Here is an 18376-nt window from a genome sequence, read left to right on the forward strand (position 1 = left end):
CAGCGCCCGGTAATCTTGGTCGCAGGTGAAGCTCAAACCTGGTGGGGCAAGGCTCCTGCCGAGCCGTCCGTGCAACTGCAAGCCGGGCCTGTGGAGACTCCACGCGCTGACGGCTCCGCGGAGCGTCGCCCCACCACCGGGATGGGAGTTGGAGCCCCACGACCCGGTGACACCGGTGGGGCAAGGCTCCTGCCGAGCCGTCCGTGTAACTTCAAGCCGGGCTTGTGGAGCCTCCACGCGCCGACGGCTCCGCGGAGCGTCGCCCCACCACCGGGATGGGAGTTGGAGCCCCACGACCCGGTGACCTCGGTGGGGCAAGGCTCCTGCCGAGCCGTCCGTGCAACTGCAAGCCGGGCTTGTGGAGACTCCACGCGCCGACGGCTCCGCGGAGCGTCGCCCCACCACCGGGATGGGAGTTGCCCCACCACCGGGATGGGAGTTGCCCCACCACCGGGATGGGAGTTGCCCCACCACCGGGATGGGAGTTGCCCCACCACCGGGATGGGAGTTGCCCCACCACCGGGATGGGAGTTGGAGTCCCACGACCCGGTGACCTCGGTGGGGCCCCGCCGAGCCAACACGTCAACTTTTTGATAACCCGGACTGGAGTTCGCCAGCCGGGGTGCCACACTCGGCGCGCCCATAGGTATGGCGGGATCCGCGTCGGATTCCTCATCCCGGGGCCCGTTTATTGCCTTGCCTGCCATGTCCGACACCGCCGCTGCGACGTCCAGATCTCTGCCGCGATTCCTCGCCGTTCTCATCAATTGGTTTGACGCCGATTTCCGGGCTGAAGACCCGGCAGTGCTCAAGGCGCGTCCCGACCGTATTGAGTGGGTGCGCTGCATTCCCTTCGCCTTCATGCACCTCGGGTGTTTGGGGGCGATCTGGACGGGATGGAGCTGGTTCGCGGTCGGTTTCGCGGTGTTCCTGTACTTTGCCCGCATGTTTGCGGTCACGGGCTTCCTGCACCGGTACTTTTCCCATCGCACCTTTTCCACCTCCCGGGCGTGGCAATGGGTGCTGGCCGTCTGGGCGGGCACCTGCGTCCAGCGGGGAGCCCTCTGGTGGGCCTACACCCACCGCCATCACCACGCCCATTCCGACGAAGAGGCCGACAAGCACTCCCCGAGGCAGCATGGATTCTTGTGGTCGCACATCGGCTGGATCACCAGTTCGAAAAATTTTCCCACGGACTACCGGCGCGTGAAGGATCTCGCCCGCTATCCCGAGCTGGTGTTCCTGAACCGGTTCGATGTGCTGATCCCGGCCTTGTTCGCCGTGGCGCTGTTCCTCTTCGGCCATGTGCTCTGGCGCTTTTTCCCGCAGCTCGGGACGACCGGGTTCCAGATGCTCGTCTGGGGCTTCTTCATCAGCACCACGGCGCTGTTCCATGGCACGGCGTGCATCAATTCCATGGCGCATGTCTGGGGTCGCAAGCGGTACGAGACCGGGGATGACAGCCGCAACAGCTTCCTGCTGTCCCTGATCACGCTGGGCGAGGGCTGGCACAACAACCACCATCGCTACAAGGGCTGCGTGCGGCAGGGATTCTATTGGTGGGAAATTGACATCACCTACTACCTCCTGAAGGTGATGTCGTGGACCGGACTGATCTGGGACCTGCGGGCCGTTCCTGGCGAGGCCTACGACCGGACCAAGCAGCTGCCCGATTCCCGCCGCGGCGCCTGAGGCGACCGTCCGGGCCGGCGCGATCCCGATTCCATCCGGCCCGCCCTCTCCCCCCGTGGCCGGTTCCCCTGCAGCCTGCAGCCCGCCCCGGGTCGCCATTGTCGGCACCGGCATCGCCGGACTCGGCTGTGCCTGGTTTCTCAACGGGCGGCACGACCTCACACTGTTTGAGCAGGCGGACTACGCCGGTGGACACTCCAACACGGTGGAGGTGACTGCCGGCGGGACATCGGTGGCATTCGACACCGGGTTCATGGTCTTCAACCGGGTCACCTATCCGAACCTGTGCCGGCTGTTCGACGACCTGGGCGTGCCGGTCAAGCCCACCTCGATGTCCTTCAGCGTCCAGCACCTGCCGGCAGGGCTGGAGTTTTGCGGCTCCGGATGGAACCACCTCTTCGCCCAGCGCCGGAATCTGGTGCGCCCCCGGTTTTGGCGGCTGCTGCAGGCGATCCATCGCTTCAACCGCGATGCCGTCGCCGCCCTCGGGGATCCCCAATGGGCAGCGGTGCCGCTCGGGGAGTATGTCCGACGTCAGGGCTACGGGCGGGACCTTCTGGACTGGTATCTCGTCCCCATGGCCAGTGCGGTCTGGAGCACGCCCGCCGACCGCATGCTCGAGTTTCCCGCCGTCGCATTGCTGCGATTCTTCCATAATCATGGATTCCTCGGTCTTCACACGCAGCATCCGTGGTGGACCGTGGACGGCGGGGCTCGGGAATATGTCCGGCGCCTGCGGGCGCGGCTCCGGGCCAGGGTGCATCTGGAAACCCCCGTGCGCTCCGTGAAGCGGCTCGCTGGCGGAGGGGCGGTGGTGACCACGGCCGACGGCCGGAACGAGACCTTCGATCGGGTCATTCTTGCCTGCCATGCGGATCAGTCGCTTGCGTTGCTGGACGATGCCGAACCGGAGGAACGCCGGGTGCTCGGAGCGTTCCGGTACCAGCCCAACCTCGCGACGGTGCACACCGATCCCGGCGTCATGCCGCGCCGCCGTCTGGCCTGGTCGTCCTGGAATCACCGGGTGGAATCGGCGGCCGGTGGCGCGGTGCGCGCCCAGACCGTGTACTGGATGAACCGGTTGCAGGGACTGGCCGGACCCACCCAGTATTTCGTGTCCATCAACGGTGGCCACGCGGTGGCGCCGGATCGCATCCTCCGGGAGATCCCCTACGAGCATCCCCTGTTCAGTCTTGAGGCCGTTCGGGCCCAGGAGGCCCTGCCAGGGCTCAATCGGCGCAAGCCCGGGCCGGCGGTGCTGTTCGCCGGCAGTTACTTTCGCCATGGGTTCCACGAGGACGCCCTCGCCGCCGCCCTGGACTGCATCCGGGCGCTCGATGGTTCCGCCTGACCGTGGAGGGGGTTGTTCCGGTGAAACCGAAGTCGCCGGACGCGGGTCCTTTGCTCGCCAACGAACTCCGGTTTTGACCGGTTTCGTCAATCGGCTCACCCTCTGATGAAAATGAAATTCCCCACGTCGTTGGGTCTCGTGTCACTCGCCCTGGGCACCGCGGCCCTTGGAGCACCGAATTCCGTTCAGTCCATTTCGCTTGAGGAATGCCTTCAGCGCGCGTTTCAGGACAACCTGGAGATCCAGATCATCCGCTACTCTCCGGAGCTGGCGGAGCTGAACCTGATGGGAAGCTACGGGGCCTACGATCCGAATTTTTCGTTCAGCTACGGGGCCAACCGTTCCCAGCAGCCCGCGCAGTTGGGCGTGGGCCAGGTCCCGATCCCGGGCAACGTCAGCTGGTCACAGAACGGCAGCCTCGGCCTGAGCGGGCTGCTGCCGACCGGTGCCGACTACCGGCTTTTCGGCAACCTGCTTTCCCAGCGCAGCTTCTTCAACGAGCAGTATCAGGCGTTTGCCCCGGCCAGCGCCGGCATCCAGGTCTCCCAGCCCCTGCTGCGGGACTTCTGGATTGACAGCGCACGCTGGGCGATTGCGCTCAACAAGAAGACGATCCTGCAGGAGGAGCAGAGCATCCGGGCGCAGTTGATCACCACGGCCGCCGACGTTCAGCTGGCCTATTATGACCTGGCGGCGGCGGTGAAGGGCATCGAGGTGCAGCGGCAGGCCGTGGAACTCGCGGAGCGGCTGCTCATGGAGAACCGCAAGCGGGTGGAGGTGGGGGCCCTCGCCCCCCTGGAAGAGAAACAGGCCGAGGCCCAGGTCGCCCAGAGCCGCGCCGACCTCATCAGCGCCCAGCAGGTGTTCAATGTGGCGCAGAACACCCTCAAGCGGCTGATGACCTCGGACTATTCCGAGATCGTGGAGACCACGTTCCAGCCGTCGGATTCGTTTCGCCCCCATCCATATCCCTTCAACCGGCAGGAGAGTTGGTCGCGGGGACTGACGCTCCGGCCGGATGTTGTCCAGCTCCAGGTCGAACTGGAGAAGCAGAACGTCACGCTGCGGTTCCGGCGCAACCAGTTGTTTCCGACGCTCGACCTGACCAGCAGTTTCGGCGTCCAGGCGCAGAACCAGGTTGGCGGGACCAATTACTACCGCCGCGATGGGATCGTGGGCCAAAGCCTCAACGACATCGCCAACGTCGAGTACAAGAACTACGGCATCGGCGCGGTATTGAACTTCCCCCTCGGCAACCGCTCCGCGAGGAGCAGTTACCGGGCGGCCAAGGTCGAGCGCGAGCGCCTGATCCTCCAATACAAGCAGCTGGAACAGTCCATCATGGTGGCGCTCGACAATGAAATTCTGGCGGCCCAGACCTCCTACGAACGGGTGGGTGCCACCCGGCAGGCCCGCATCTATGCCGAGGCGGCACTCGATGCCGAACAGAAGAAGCTGGAGAACGGCAAGAGCACCACCTTCGAGGTGCTGCGTCTCCAACGCGACCTCACCACCGCCAGCCGCGATGAGGTGCGCGCCGTGGCCGATTACTTCCGGGCGATGAGCGTGCTGTTCCGCGATGAGGGATCCACGCTCGACCGCCTCGGCGTCCGGATCACCACCAACTGATCCAGGCAAACCCCTCCAGCCTCCAGGCGGCCACCTTCAGCCCTCCGCCTTCACATGCTTGCGAAGCAGGGCGCAGATCTCCCGTGACCATCGGTCCATCACCCCGGAGTCCGGACCCTCGACCAGCAGTCGCACCTTGGATTCCGTCCCGGAGTAGCGCAGCAGCACCCGCCCCCCCAGCGGTTCGAGGGCTTCCCGGGCCGCCTGCATTCGTTCGGCAAGCTCCCCGATGTCCTCGAGCGGACGATCCTTGGACGGCACCCGGAGGTTCACCGTGAGCTGGGGATAGCGGCTCCAGCAACGGACCAGTTCCGAAAGCCGTTTCGCCCCCGTTTTCATGGCACTGAGGATCTGCAGGGCGGCGACCAGTCCGTCGCCCGTCGTGCTGTGCTCGCGGAAGATCAGGTGACCGCTCTGCTCACCGCCGAGGTTGAATCCCTCCGCCAGCATGAGGTCAATGACGTGCTTGTCTCCGACCTGGGTGGCGACCACCTCCCCGCCGGCCGCCCGAAGCGTGGCCGCCAGACCGGCATTGCTCATCACCGTGGTCACCACCGTCTTCTTTGCCAGCGTCCCCGCCTCCAGCATCGCCAGTCCGGTGATCGCCAGGATGTCGTCGCCGTCAATCAGCCGGCCGGCCTCGTCACAGAGCAGCACCCGGTCGGCATCCCCATCGTGGGCGATGCCGAGGTCGGCGCGGTATTCGCGAACCTTGGCGCACAGCAGCCCCGGGTTCATGGAGCCGCACTCGTGGTTGATGTTGGTGCCGTTCGGTTGATTGCCGAAGACCATCAGTTCGGCCCCGAGTTCCTGGAGCACCTCAGGCGTGGACTTGTAGGCGGCGCCATGGCCGCAATCCACCACGATGCGCATGCCCTCCAGCGAGAGCCGCCGCGGGAACGACGCCTTGGCGTGCTCCACGTAGCGGCCCAGGGCGTCGTCCACCCGGAACGCCTTGCCGATCTGGCTCGCCGTCGGACGCACCATCTCGATCTCCCCGCTGAACACCAGGTGCTCGATCTGGGCCTCGATCTGATCGTCGAGCTTGAAGCCGTCGTGACGGAAGAACTTGATGCCGTTGTCGTCGTAAGGGTTGTGCGATGCCGTGATCACGATGCCCGCATCGGCCCGCAGCGACCGGGTGACATAGGCGACGCCCGGCGTGGGCAGGGGGCCGATGAAGATGACGTCCACCCCCATGGACAGCACCCCGGAGGACAAGGCGTTCTCCAGCATGTACCCGGAAAGCCGCGTGTCCTTGCCGATCACAATCCGGTGCCGGACCCGGTTGCGCGCCGTCCCGAGCAGGTTCTTGAACACATGGGCCGCGGCACGCCCGAGTTTGAGCGCGGTTTCCGCGGTCACCGGCTCGACATTGGCGAGGCCCCGGACGCCGTCGGTGCCAAAAATGCGTTTGTGTGCGGTCATGGAGAATCGGGGGGATTGTCGTCCGGCAGCCGGTCCACGAGCACCTTGGCCGGGGCGACGGACACCAGTTGGGTGCCGGGGGGCGGATTGATGTGCAGCGCGATCATCTGGGGGGTCGCTTGAAGATCCATCAGGTTGACGTAGGCCTCAAGGTCCGACTCCGGGAGCCGCCCGAGCACCATGGGATCTCCGCGAAGCTCGACGCGCACCGTCCGCGGGAGGACGCGGTATCGTCCCAGGTTCGAGGCGCTGGTCAGCACGGCAACCGGTACCGTGTCGAAGACCCGCGAGGGACCGGACATGGCGTTGGCAATCCGCAGCCCCTCGGTGGAGCGGACGGTGAGCCAGATCATGAGGGCCATCCCGATCGAGAAGAGCTTCTGCCACCGGTTTTCCCGGAAAAAGGGGCCGAGGGTCATTTCAAGACTCGGTGGTGGTGAGCGGCCGGAACGTGGCGCGGAGCCGGGCCAGCCACGCGGCGAATCCGCGCGCCGGCAGCCGCGGCACCAGCACGGAGGTGAGGAAGGCCCGCAATTCCTCCACGGTGATGCCCCGGGTGAGCTGGCCGCGCTGCGCGTAGGCGATGCTGCCCGTCTCGTCGGACACCACCACGACCACGGCATCGGTCTCCTCGGTCAGCCCGATCGCCGCGCGATGCCGCGTGCCGACCGACTTGGGCAGATCCTGCCGCGTCGTGAGCGGGAAGATGGCGGCGGCCCGGAGAATCCGGTTGTCCCGCACCACCACGCCGCCGTCATGCAGCGCGTTGTTGGGAAAAAAGATCGTCTCCAGCATCTCCGGGGTGAGGTCGCAGTTGATCGGCACCCCGCCCTCGACCACTTCCGCAAGCTGCTGGTTTCGCTCAATGGCGATCAACGCCCCGATCTTGACCGGGGCGAGGCGGTCCACCGTTTGGATGATGTCCTCGATGTTCTCCCGCTGCTGCCGGGTGCTCACGAACACGGGCAGGGTGCCCAGCTCGGCCAGCATCCGGCGAAGCTCCGGCTGGAAGATCACCACCAGCGCCAGGGCCAGCACCCCGAAAAACTGGTTCAGCAGGACATTGAGCACCTTCAGATCCAGCAGGCGCGTAACGATGGTCAGGAAGAGCAGCAGGGCCAGCAGCCCGGTGAGCATCTGGGCGCCACGGGTGCCGCGGACAAACTGGAAGGCCGAATAGATGCCCACCGCGAGGATCATGATCTCCACCGCGGGACGCCAGCCGTTCTGAATCCAGACCCAGAGGTTCATGGGAATTCGGGTTGTCTCGCCCGGAGGGCCTCGGTCATGCGCAGGGCCTGGACCGTTGCCGCCACATCGTGGGTGCGGATGACCTGCGCCCCGTGGAGCACCGCCCAGACCGCGCAGGCCAGGCCGCCGGCGAGGCGTCCGCCCACCGCCGTCCCGAGCAGGGCGCCCAGGAAGGACTTGCGCGAGACGCCGAGGACGAGCGGACGATCCCGCGTTGTAAATTTCCCCAGGCGGCCGAGCAAATCCAAAGTGTGGTCGGGGGTCTTTCCGAAGCCGATTCCCGGATCCAGCGCGACCTGCTCCCGGCGCACGCCCGACGCCATCAGGCCGTCCAGCCGGCGCAAAAAAAAGGCGTCCACCTCGGCCACCACATCCCCATAGGTCGGATCGCGCTGCATGGTTTCGGGCGTCCCCTGCATGTGCATGGCGATGTATCCGGCGCCGGTTTCGGCCACCACCGCCGCCATGGCGCCGTCGTCTGCGGCCGCGGCGATGTCGTTGATGATCGCGGCGCCTGCGGCCACGGCGGCCCGGGCCACGACGGGTTTCCGGGTGTCCACCGAAACGGGAACCCCGCAACGCCCGGCGAGGCCCTCAAGGACCGGCAGCACCCGCCGGAGTTCCTCCGCCTCGGGGACGGGGCTTGCCCCCGGACGTGTGGACTCACCGCCCACGTCCAGCAGGTCCGCCCCTTCCTCCACGAGGCGCAGTCCATGCCGGATGGCCTCCGACGGAGCCAGAAACCGTCCGCCATCGGAAAAGGAGTCGGGCGTCACGTTCACAACGCCCATGGTCAGGGTCGGACGCGGAAACTGGAACTGAAACTTCCGTCCGGACCACTCCATGCGGCTCACTCCATGCGGCTAATACGTCCCGCCACCCGCGCGTGCCTCCGGACTCCGCTGGATCAACTCGACCTCGTAGCCCTCCGGGGCATCCACGAAGGCGAACCCGCCGGTGCCGTCGGCCCGGTAATGCGGGCCGTCAGAGTACTTCAGGCCCAGCGATTCCAGGTGCCGGCCAAAGGCCTCCAGGGACGCCACTTCAAAGGCGAGATGGGTCAGGTCGGGCTGCACCACCACCGGGCCGGAGGACGGATAGTGGCACAGCTCGATCGTTTCCTCGCTCTCCGGCGCCTTGAGGAACACCAGTTCGGAGCCCCGCGGAGACTTGTGGCGCCGGACCTCCTCCAGGCCCAGCACGTCACGGTAAAACGCCACGGACCGCTCCAGATCATTCAGGCGGTATCGCGTGTGCAGGAGCCGGGAAACCTTCATCGGACCGGAAGGCTATCCCCAATCGGCTTTCGAAGGCAAACAGGCAAAAAGGCGACGTGTCAAGGCGTCAAGGCATTCCGTGTCGTTCAGCCTTGACAGAATCGTTGGAAGTCTGTTACGCGCTTGAGCTGTCACTGCAACAACCCATTCGGATCCACGACTCCACGCAACAGCAAACCCTCATCACCAAGGGGGATGTGCCCCGGCAATCCTGCTCGATGTGAACCACCAATGCGCTCGCCGGGACAGAGGCGCAAAGGGACGACCTCGAATGTGTACAGCACTCCCCCGGGAAACTCAGCGCAAGCGTTCTCCCTAAGCGACGACTTCCGGATTGCGGGCCGGGCGAAATATGTCGTCAACGGACCATGGCGAGCGTATGTCACCGATCCTGAAGGAGATATTCCCCTCCCAGGCTTGGGCACCTTCGGCGGCTTGGAGAGCGAAGCCCGGGATGTCAGCACCGAATCGGGCACTGTTGGTTGGGCTCACAATGCCAGCAACAGAAGAAGAGCCTTCTATGTTCAGCATGGAGCCACCGCGCTCCAGCCATTTAACGAGTTGCCTCGACTGGCCGGGACCACCGGCACCGCGTACAACAGCGAGGCCCGAAGCGTGAATCGCCTGGGACAAGTGGTCGGGCGCATCCAGAATGACAGCGGCAGCTACCGGGCCTTTGTGTATACCCCCCGGAGGTGGCAGCCAGGTAAGCGATCTGACATTGCAGGTGCTGGACAATGGGGCCACCCCGTCGAGTCTTGGATGGCTCCTCGCAGATGCGGTGGCCGTCAATGATGGCGGCATCATCACCGGGTTTGGCACCAAGTCGAGCCAGATCCGAGGCTGGATTCTCTACCCCAAAGCGGTCGAATGAAACGCAAGTAGAAACGGGGCGGCCCGAAGGGCCGCCCCATCACCTCCCATGTCGAGATCGGGTTCACCCATTCGCGCCGGCTTCACGCTGGTGGAATTGCTGGTGGTGATTGCCATCGTCGCCGTCCTGGCGGCGTTGCTGCTGCCGGCGCTGTCCAGGGCCAGGGCCAAGGCGCAGGGGGTGCTGTGCCTGAACAATCAGCGGCAACTCATTCTGGCGTGGACCCTGTATGCTCACGACAATCGCGACTGGCTGGTGCCCAACAATCCCACCCTGATGAGTGCGGGAAACAATGGCACCGGCTACGGTCCGCTGAAGGACTGGCTGCCCTCGTGGGCCCTGGGCGACATTCGCTATGGATCTGCCGATGCCACCAATCTGGACTACGTTGTGGGACCGCGGCCCGACTCGTTGAGCAGTTACCTGAGCACTCCACCCACCTTCAAATGCCCCAGCGACCGGTCCACCGCGCAGCTTCCGGGCGCCATGCGTACGCCCAGGACCCGCAGTTTCGCCATGAATTACTTTGTTGGCTCCAAGTGGCGCAACGAGAATGCCTTTGTTGCGTTCAAGCTGTCTGATTTCAATTCTGGACCCCGCCCCGAGTACCTGATCTTCCTGGACACGCATGCGGATTCACTTCGCGACTGTCACTATGTCATTAGCTGGGATATTTCGCGATGGAGTTACAGTATGTTGCCGGCCAGCCGTCATAATTCAAGCGGCACACTGTCCTACCACGATGGGCATGTGGAGATGCACCGTTGGGTGGACCGGACCACGAAGGAACCGGAGACGGGAATCTACGGGCATGGTAGCAAGTCCTTATTTGGCCCTCCCTTGAACGATTTCCGCTACATTCAGCAGCGCCTCTCGAAGACCTATTTGAATCTGGGGGATTGAGCCAGCAGTCCCATTCCTGGATGCGCACGACAATCGCGACTGGCTGGTGCCCAACAATCGCCGCCTTGAGAGCAAGGTGGGACCTGCCGGCACGGCGAAGGTTCCGTTTGTCGAGTTGAGGCCACAACCGCCACCGGGATCGGCGTCGGGAGGGTCCGGGGTCGTGTCAGACGGCGGTGGCGACCGCAGGCTGTGCGTGGCGCTGGTCGGGGGCCGTGGAGGCGAGCCGTTCGAGCTCCGACAACGGACGTTCGTGGCCATCGTTGTCCAGGAGTGGGAGACCCGTGGCCGGGAGGGACCTCGGATTACCGGCGAGGCGGGGGCGGCCAGGGAGTTGTCGCTTCCGGCCCGAGTTTCCGGCACCGGAAAAATCGCATTGATTAACCTCGATCTTCCGGGAGTCCATCGCTGCGCATGCGCCTGCCCGTGCCCGCCCTCGTCGTCGCCTTGATCCTCCCTGCGGCTTCCGCCCAGGAAACGCAAACGCCCACCGCCGGTCGCGCCGCACCGGCCGGCAAGGACTCCGGATGGCTCCCGCCGGAATCGGCGTTCCGCAAGGTGGTCCTCGATGAGGACCGCACCGTGGACGGCGAATTGCGCGACACCCTCGTGGATCCCATGGAACTGGCGGTGGCGCCGGATGGCCGGGTGTTCTTCGTCGAACGCAAGGGCGTGATCAAGATGCTCAAGCCCGGCGTGGAGGAGGCATTCGAAATCGGCAGGTTGCCCGTGTTCGACGGATTGGAGGAGGGCATGCTGGGCATCGCGCTGGACCCCAACTTCGCGGCGAACGGCTGGGTGTACGTCAATCATTCCCTCCCGGAGACGACCCATGACGGGCAGGGCAAGGCCGGGATCATCCGCGTCTCCCGCTTCACCCTGCACGGCGAGTCCCTCGACATCGCGGGCGGCGTCCCAATCCTCGACATCCCCGTCCAGCGGGAGCAGTGCTGTCACGTGGGCGGTTCCCTCGCGTTCGATGCCGATGGCAACCTCTACGTGTCCGTCGGGGACAACACGAACCCGTTCGATTCCGATGGCTTTTCGCCCAACGATCCCCGCGACGGCCGCTACCCGTGGGACGCCCAGCGGTCGTCCGCCAATGCCAATTCCCTGACGGGCAAGATCCTGCGGGTGAAGCCGAAGGCGGAGGGCGGGTACACCATTCCGGAGGGCAACCTGTTCAAGCCGGGCACCCCGGGCACGCGTCCCGAGGTCTATGTCATGGGCAACCGCAATCCGTTCCGGATCGCGGTGGATCCGCGGACCGGATACCTCTACTGGGGCGAGGTGGGACCCGATGCCGGCGGGCCGGATCCGCAACGGGGCCCGGCAGGGTTCGACGAGATCAACCAGGCCCGGGGTCCCGGATTCTTCGGATGGCCCTATTTTGTGGCCGACAACCGGCCCTACGCGCCGGTGGATTATGTGGCGCGCCAGCGTTATCAGGATGCCAACGCCGCCCGCGAGGCCGCCAAGAAGGCGGGGAAACCGGAGGACGAGTGGCCGCCCAAGCCCGGGCCCTGGATGGCGGCGGACTTCAAACCGGAGCTGTACGATGCCGCCCACCCGGTGAATGACTCCCCCAACAACACCGGCATCCGTGCACTGCCTCCCGCCCAGCCGGCCGTCATCTACTACCCGGCCTCCGCCTCGACCCGCTTCCCGGTCGTGGGGTCCGGCGGCCGCACGGCGATGGCCGGCCCGGTGTACTACTTCGATCCCGCATTGAAGTCGCCCCACAAACTCCCCGAGGCCTTTGACCACACGCTGTTCATCTATGAGTGGACCCGCAACTGGATCATCGCGGTGAAGCTCAACGAGAAGGACCAGATGGTGCGGATGGAACGGTTCCTCCCCGGGATGACCTTCAAGCGCCCGATGGACCTCGAACTCGGGCCCGACGGCTGCCTCTACCTGATCGAGTTCGGAACCAACTGGGGCGACAACAAGGACAGCAAGATCGTCCGCATCGAGCACCTTGGTGCGCCTGCGGCATCGGCGAACTGACGGCACCGGAGTCTCGCCGCCGGCATTTACGCCGCCGTCACCAGTTCCCGGTGCAGGTGGTGCACGAAGGCGAGGTTGTCGCACTGGAGGTAGTGCATCGCGCCGCCCATGCGCGAGAAGCTCTTGCAGAATCGCAGGTAGTAGGCGGGATTCGTCTTGGGCGGCTCCCCGGCGGTCCAGTCCCAGCCGCCGCCATCCTGCAGGTCCACCACGTGAATGCGATGGCCCGACACGGCGGGCCTGCTGGCCTGGAACCGCAGGTTGTGGACGCAGCTCAGGCTCTTCTCGAAGACCTGGGGGGCCATGATGGCCGAGCCCACGGACAACACCACGCCGCCATCCAGCCCCTCGACCGCCCCGGCGAACCACCGGAAGTCCTCCGCCGCGGCGCGACCGATGGCGGCCCCGTGAAACATGGGATGACAGGCGATGATGTCGTAGCCGATGCCCGGATGGACGGTCACCGGCACGCCGAGCCGCCACGCCTCGGCGAGCAGGCTGGCGTGCTTCCAGCGGTGGAGGACCGGGTGGGGACCTTCCGCCAGTTCGAACCGGTTCATCACCGCCAGCAGATCGGCCGCCGCCGCAGTCAGCGGATCGGACGGGAATCCGGCGACCATCCCGCCGAGCGCCTCGCGGGTCGGCAGCACGCAGCCATCCTCGGTGATGAAGCGCCCCAGGGCCCGCCCGTATCCCAGTCCCTGGAGGGCGCCGGACAGCAGGGCCAGATGAATGTTCCGGCCAGTCTCATCCCAGGCGCCAAACGTTCCCGTCGCCACGTTCTCCTCCACCCCCTCGGTGGAGCGCCCGAGCCACGCATACTCCCAGTCGTGAATGGTGCCGGCACCGTTGGTGGCCAGGTGCGTGATCCATCCGCGGGCCATCAGGTCGGAAAGGATCGTCGCCGCGCCGTTCCGCAGCAGGTGGGCTCCGTACATCAGGATCACCTGCGCCCCGCGCGACCGGGCCTCCCGGAGGTCCTGTGCCGCCCTGCGGATGGCCGCGGCGACGGACGCGGGGACGGACGGGGGGGCGCTTTCGGGAGGCACTAGGATGTCCTCCACCCGGGTCAGGCTGCGGCGTTCCGACAACGGATGGACACGCAGCCGGCGAAGATCGAGTGCGGGCATGGCGGTGCAGGGGGAGGGGAAGGGAGCCCTATTGCGGGAACAACAGTTCCAAAAGCGGGTGGAGATCCCGGTAGTCGGGGATGCACAGGTCCGCGCCGACGCCGAGCAGACGCTGTCGTTTCCATTCATCGAACCGGCCGGAACCGTTGTGGGCCTCGTCGCTGGCCACCGCCACGGCGAAGCCCCCCACCTGCTTCGTGTTCTCGATCTCCACGTAGCCATCCCCGAAGGCGAGCAACGAGCCGCCGGGGATGCGATTTTCGGCCAGGATGCGGTCAATCACCATCTTCTTGCTGAATTTGCGGTAATCATCCTGCGCCCCGTAGATGTGCCCGTCGAAATAGGGGGTGAGGCCCAGGGCGTCCGCCTCGGCGCGGACGAAGGGCTCGTCCGTGCCGCTGGCGAGGTAAAGCGGAAGCCCGCGGGCCTTCAGCGCATCCAGCAGGGCCCGGGCACCGAACACGGTCAGGTCGTCGCGGGGAATGGAGCCGTCCCGGAGTCCGGCGACCCGGTGGTGGATCCGCTCGTCGAGGCGGCGGAGGTACTCGCGCTTGTACTCCAGGGGTTCCTTTGGCACGCCGCCCCGTTCCCGGACCCGTTCGGCGAGCTGGATCATCTGGTAGATCGTCTGTTTGCCGTTCAGGCGCATGATGTCCTCGAAGGCAAGCTGGCTGCGCTGCGCCTCGGACTCCCCGGGCAGGGGGGGGATCACCTCGGTGAACATGGGCACCATGATGTCGGGCCATCCCTGCCGGACCAGGGACAGGGTGCCGTCGAAATCGAACAACACGTGGCTGAGCCCGGTGCGGGGCCGGAACTCCGGGCGGAACTCCACGAGGCCGAGGAACGAATGCGGTATCTCCATGCGCGGTCGGTGAGCGTGCCGTGGGCCTGGGCGTGCGGCCAGTCCGATCCGGGGCCCCTCGTCCTCCCGGCACCTCCCGGCACCGGCCGGCAATTCGGGGCGGCGTGGTCCTGTGCGCAGGCCAGGATTCCGCGCGGCAGCGTGTCCCAACGGCATTGATACGAAAGTTTTCGTTGACTGTACGAATTCATTCGTACCATCGTGCGCCGTGCGCGCTCCGCAGCCTCCGCGACCAACCGAATCCGAACTGTCCATCCTGCAGATCCTGTGGCGTCGCGGGCCCTGCACGGTGCGTCAGGTGGTGGAGGAGCTGGGTCCGGACACCGGCTATACCACGGGGCTGAAGCTGCTGCAGATCATGACGGAAAAGGGGCTTGTGACGCGGGATGATGCGGAGCGCACGCATGTTTTTGCCGCCGCGCATCCGGCCGAGGCGACCCGCCGCCAGTTGCTCGACCACCTGTTGGACCGCGCCTTTGGAGGTTCGGCAGCACTGCTGGTGCAACAGGCACTGGCCGGGCGCAAGCCGTGCAAGACTGAAATTGCCGGCCTGCGCCGGCTGCTGGATACGATCGAAGGAAGGAAGCCATGAACCCATTCCTGGACCTGTTGCAGAATCCGGCCGCGAGCCGGTTGGGCGCCACACTCCTGCACTTCATCTGGCAGGGCGCCGCGCTGGCCGCCCTGCTGGCGGTTGCGCTCCGTGGGACCCGACGACAATCGGCGAGGCTTCGCTACGCCCTGTCCTGTGCCACGCTCGCGGCGATGGCCACCGTGCCCCTCATTACCCTGTTGCTGGGGGATGGAGCGCTGGTGGCCGATGACCCGGTGCAGGGCGGAGCCGGGATTCGAGCGCTTGCCGCGGGATCCGGGGGCGGGATGACGTCCGTCATCGGATTGGGTCCGATTTCCCGGGGATGGCTGCCGTGGGTGACACTGGCATGGCTTGCCGGCGTGGTCCTGCTTGGCGGGCGACTGGCCGGCGGCTGCTGGCACGTTCAGCGGCTCCGGTGCCGGGAGACCCGGCCGATCGAGTCTCCATGGCCGGAGCGACTCTCGGACCTGCAGCGGCGCATGGGAATTGGGACAGGGGTTGACCTGCTGGAATCCGGACGCATCCGCGCTCCGATGATCATCGGATGGATGCGTCCGGTGATTCTCCTTCCGGTGGGATTTGTGGCCGGCATGTCGCCAGTCCAGGTGGATGCCATTCTGGCCCACGAACTCGCCCATTTGCAGCGGCGCGATTATCTGGTGAACCTGCTTCAGAGGGTGGTCGAAACCCTGCTGTTTTACCATCCGGCGGTGTGGTGGGTGTCCGAGCAGATCCGGATCGAGCGCGAGTTTTGCTGCGACGATCTTGCGGCAGCGGTGATTGGCGACCGGACCCAGCTCGCGGGTGCCCTGGTCGCACTGGCCGAGCAGGAGGCGACCGATCCCGGCTTCGCCTTTGCGGCGGATGGGGGGTCGGTGTCGCAACGCGTTGGACGACTGCTGGGCGTGCCTGCGGGTGCGTCGTCGTCTGGTCGGATCCGACGGTTGGGGATGGGGATCGTTCTGGCCGTTGCGGTGCTGGCTGGGACCTGGGTTGGGCTGCGGTGGACGGCGCCGATGCTCTATGTGTCCACGGCGATTATCAAGGTGGAGAGTCCGGGCGGTAATGACCCGTACTTGCTGCAGACGGCCATGGAGTGGCTTCGGTCCGCAACGGTCCTGGATGCCACAGCGTCGAATCTGGGGCTGGTAAATAATCGGGACGATCCTGACAGCCGGCGCCAGCAAGTCCGGGAGCAACTCCGGGAGCGGATTCGCGTGGTGCAGTTTCGGAACACCAGCCTGCTGAGGGTCTCGGCTGCGAGCGAGGATCAGACCAGGGCGGCGGACATCGCCAACAATTTGGTACACGAGTTCATGGCCCTGAAGGCCAACCAGCGCCGTGAACTTATGGACCTGCCCCGGCGCACCCTTCTGCAAAAGGTGAATCGGTGTGAACTCCGGCTGGCGGATTTGGTCAGTCGTCAGACGGAGATTCTCCAAGAGACTGCTGCCAACCCGGGCGTAACCCCTCCGGACTACTACGTGGTGAAGAAAAACCTCGAGATTTACAACGATCTGCTGACCCGCTTGAGGACCCAGTTGGCGGAAGCCGATGTGGGGGCCGTGGAAATCGAATGGAGTTCTCCCGTCGAGATTCTCGAGCCCGCGAGTCCGAGTCTTCGGCGGGCGCCTTGGAGGAATTGAACGCATCCTGAGAACTTGCAGGTCGGGTCGGATGTGGCCCGACAGCCCAAGCGTTGCCGTTACCGGCAGGCCACTCGGAGGTGGAGATCCCGTAAATGGTTGGCTGGTAAAGGAGCGACTGTTCAACGGATCCGCCAACAATACGAACAAAGTGAAACAGATGAATCACGAGGATTGTGTCGTCGTGATTCGTCCCCTTCACGCCGCTGGAGTCGTGACCGAGCCGGTCGCATCAGGCAGGGCGAGGGTGCGGATTTCCGGCAGGGCCTCGCGCCCGGCGATGCCCTGGATGCCGCCGTACAGCATGGCGGTGTGGGTGATCGCCTTGCGCAACTGTTGTTCCCGTTCCTTCCACTGCCTGGCGAAGGCCCGCTGTTCGGCCTCGAGCTGCTCGCGCAGGGCCAGGAATGATTCCACGACGGCCTCGACATGCTGGCGGAACCCGACGCTGCACAGGTGGTCGTAGAGGACCTGGGCCTTCTCGGCGCGATTGGCCTGTTGGACCCGTTGGGCGGCGGTCTGGATCAGGCCCTGGCGGAGCGCGGCGGCCACGGCCACGGCGAATGGCGGTTCGCACACCCAGATGCCATCCACGGGGCCAAAGCCCCGGACGCCGGCGGGCGGGCAGGTGGTCACGATCACCGCCAGGTCGGCGGCCGCCTGGCGCTGGTCGGCCTTGAGCTTCTCCGGCCAGTCGGCGGACCAGATCTTGGCGCGCTTGGCCTCCCAGAGGATCAGTCCGCAGTCGAAGCCGTTGGCGGTGCGCACCCGCTGGGTGAGGTCGGCACCGCGCTGGCCCTTCTTCACCTCGACGAGGTCATCGTACAGGAAGGCGGCCCGGAGGTCGCTTTCGAGGGTCAGCTCCAGGGTTTCGCCCTGGAGCTGCATCGAACCCTGGCCGGCGCGCTGTTGGAGGGCGGCGATCTGCTCCTGGAGACCCCGGATGACCCCGTCCTTGTCGGCGAGCTTGAGGCGCTCGGCCTCCACGGCCTGGGCCCGGGCGGCATCGGCAATCTGGTGGCGTTCGGCGTCGAGGGTCCGGGCCACCTCGAGTTTCAGGGCATCGCGGGCCTCCTCGAGCTGGCGGGCCTGGGCCCGGAGCTGGAGCTCCACCTGTTGCGACTGCTGCGCGCGGCTGCGTTGTTCGGCGAGCTGCGCCTGAAGATCCTTGAGCTGCAGTCCGAGGCGGTCCTCCGCCCGGCGGGCGGCGTCCGCAAGGAGCCGCTGGCGTTCGGCCTCGACCTGGCGGGCGACCTCCGTCTGGAGCGACTGCGAACGGGAATCGAGGGCGGCCTGGTCTGCGGCGAGCTGGGCCTCGCGTTTTTGGAGCGCGGATTGCAGCGCCGCGCGCTGACGTTCGAACTCGGCCTGAAGCTGCTCGCGCAGGTGGTGGGAGACGGCCTCGGTGAGCGGGATTTCCGCACCGCACTTCGGGCACGTGATGGGCGTGTCGGTCACGTGTCCGTTGTACAGGAACCCCTCCGGATGCCCAGCCCGCGGACGTCGGGGGACGACATTGAGGGGGCCAATGTCGAGTCATTGAACCGTCTGGCGTTGTGTGCCGGGATGACGTGTCTTGCCTGAATATTCGAGGCGGTCTTCTCAACGGGGGCCGGGTGCTGCGGAAGGAGCGAGGAACAGAGCTTTGTGGTGGGACTCTCCGGATGCTTGGCCGGTGTGGCGGCGGATGGCATTCGAACTTCGGTGGTGGGCGGCGTCTGCGAA

General features: G+C 65.9%; 16 protein-coding genes. 8 read left to right on the forward strand and 8 right to left on the reverse strand.

The annotated features are described in order from the left end of the window. The first annotated feature begins 705 nt into the window (after positions 1-705). The 3 genes from KF791_03815 to KF791_03825 all read left to right on the forward strand — a co-directional run bounded on the left by KF791_03815 (position 706) and on the right by KF791_03825 (position 4672). Positions 706-1692 carry an acyl-CoA desaturase gene (locus tag KF791_03815; protein MBX3731703.1) on the forward strand — a complete coding sequence of 329 codons (987 nt, stop codon included), beginning with the start codon at positions 706-708 and terminating at the stop codon, positions 1690-1692. Between the two features lie 28 nt (positions 1693-1720). Continuing rightward, positions 1721-3043, forward strand: coding sequence for an FAD-dependent oxidoreductase (locus KF791_03820; GenBank protein ID MBX3731704.1), 1323 nt, complete (start codon positions 1721-1723; stop codon positions 3041-3043). Positions 3044-3154: 111 nt separating this feature from the next. Further along, positions 3155-4672, forward strand: a complete 1518-nt coding sequence (locus tag KF791_03825) for a TolC family protein (GenBank protein MBX3731705.1) — start codon at positions 3155-3157, stop codon at positions 4670-4672. A gap of 36 nt (positions 4673-4708) precedes the next feature. On the opposite strand, the gene KF791_03830 is transcribed toward KF791_03825, so the two are convergent. From KF791_03830 to KF791_03850, 5 genes are read right to left on the reverse strand one after another with little or no spacing between them, the layout of a single operon-like run. Beyond that, complete coding sequence (locus tag KF791_03830; GenBank protein MBX3731706.1) at positions 4709-6100, reverse strand: phosphoglucosamine mutase; 1392 nt, start codon at positions 6098-6100, stop codon at positions 4709-4711. Beyond that, positions 6097-6519: a hypothetical protein gene (locus KF791_03835; GenBank protein MBX3731707.1), complete on the reverse strand. Its 423-nt coding sequence runs from the start codon at positions 6517-6519 to the stop codon at positions 6097-6099. Before KF791_03835 ends, KF791_03830 begins: the two co-directional genes overlap by 4 nt. Before the next feature lies 1 nt (position 6520). Beyond that, entirely contained in the window at positions 6521-7351 is an 831-nt protein-coding gene (gene cdaA / locus KF791_03840) for a diadenylate cyclase CdaA (protein MBX3731708.1), read from the reverse strand. After that, on the reverse strand, positions 7348-8196 hold the full coding sequence (gene folP / locus KF791_03845) for a dihydropteroate synthase (GenBank protein ID MBX3731709.1): 849 nt from the start codon (positions 8194-8196) through the stop codon (positions 7348-7350). Before folP ends, cdaA begins: the two co-directional genes overlap by 4 nt. Positions 8197-8214: 18 nt before the next feature. Continuing rightward, entirely contained in the window at positions 8215-8628 is a 414-nt protein-coding gene (locus KF791_03850; protein ID MBX3731710.1) for a VOC family protein, read from the reverse strand. 273 nt (positions 8629-8901) lie between these two features. Here KF791_03850 and KF791_03855 point away from each other — a divergent pair, with 273 nt between their 5' ends. From KF791_03855 to KF791_03865, 3 genes are all read left to right on the forward strand, one after another. Continuing rightward, positions 8902-9423 carry a hypothetical protein gene (locus KF791_03855; GenBank protein MBX3731711.1) on the forward strand — a complete coding sequence of 174 codons (522 nt, stop codon included), beginning with the start codon at positions 8902-8904 and terminating at the stop codon, positions 9421-9423. A 127-nt stretch (positions 9424-9550) separates the two neighbouring features. Beyond that, positions 9551-10405 (forward strand): prepilin-type N-terminal cleavage/methylation domain-containing protein, encoded by an 855-nt coding sequence (locus KF791_03860; protein ID MBX3731712.1) that lies wholly within the window; start codon positions 9551-9553, stop codon positions 10403-10405. A gap of 618 nt (positions 10406-11023) precedes the next feature. Continuing rightward, entirely contained in the window at positions 11024-12415 is a 1392-nt protein-coding gene (locus KF791_03865; GenBank protein ID MBX3731713.1) for a PQQ-dependent sugar dehydrogenase, read from the forward strand. Positions 12416-12441: 26 nt separating this feature from the next. Here the strand turns inward: KF791_03865 and KF791_03870 are convergent, their stop codons facing one another. Together KF791_03870 and KF791_03875 are read right to left on the reverse strand one after the other, a co-directional pair. Beyond that, positions 12442-13545, reverse strand: a complete 1104-nt coding sequence (locus KF791_03870) for a hypothetical protein (protein MBX3731714.1) — start codon at positions 13543-13545, stop codon at positions 12442-12444. A 28-nt stretch (positions 13546-13573) separates the two neighbouring features. Beyond that, a complete protein-coding gene (locus KF791_03875; GenBank protein MBX3731715.1) occupies positions 13574-14410 on the reverse strand; it encodes an HAD family hydrolase in 837 nt (278 codons plus the stop codon). Between the two features lie 208 nt (positions 14411-14618). Here KF791_03875 and KF791_03880 point away from each other — a divergent pair, with 208 nt between their 5' ends. Then, positions 14619-15002, forward strand: coding sequence for a BlaI/MecI/CopY family transcriptional regulator (locus KF791_03880; GenBank protein ID MBX3731716.1), 384 nt, complete (start codon positions 14619-14621; stop codon positions 15000-15002). Further along, positions 14999-16651, forward strand: coding sequence for a M48 family metalloprotease (locus KF791_03885; protein MBX3731717.1), 1653 nt, complete (start codon positions 14999-15001; stop codon positions 16649-16651). The genes KF791_03880 and KF791_03885 overlap by 4 nt, the downstream gene beginning before the upstream one ends. A gap of 198 nt (positions 16652-16849) precedes the next feature. Here the strand turns inward: KF791_03885 and KF791_03890 are convergent, their stop codons facing one another. Then, positions 16850-18109, reverse strand: a complete 1260-nt coding sequence (locus KF791_03890; protein ID MBX3731718.1) for a DUF2130 domain-containing protein — start codon at positions 18107-18109, stop codon at positions 16850-16852. Positions 18110-18376 lie beyond the last annotated feature (267 nt).

This window comes from Verrucomicrobiia bacterium, from assembly GCA_019634635.1.
Classification (GTDB): domain Bacteria; phylum Verrucomicrobiota; class Verrucomicrobiia; order Limisphaerales; family UBA9464; genus UBA9464.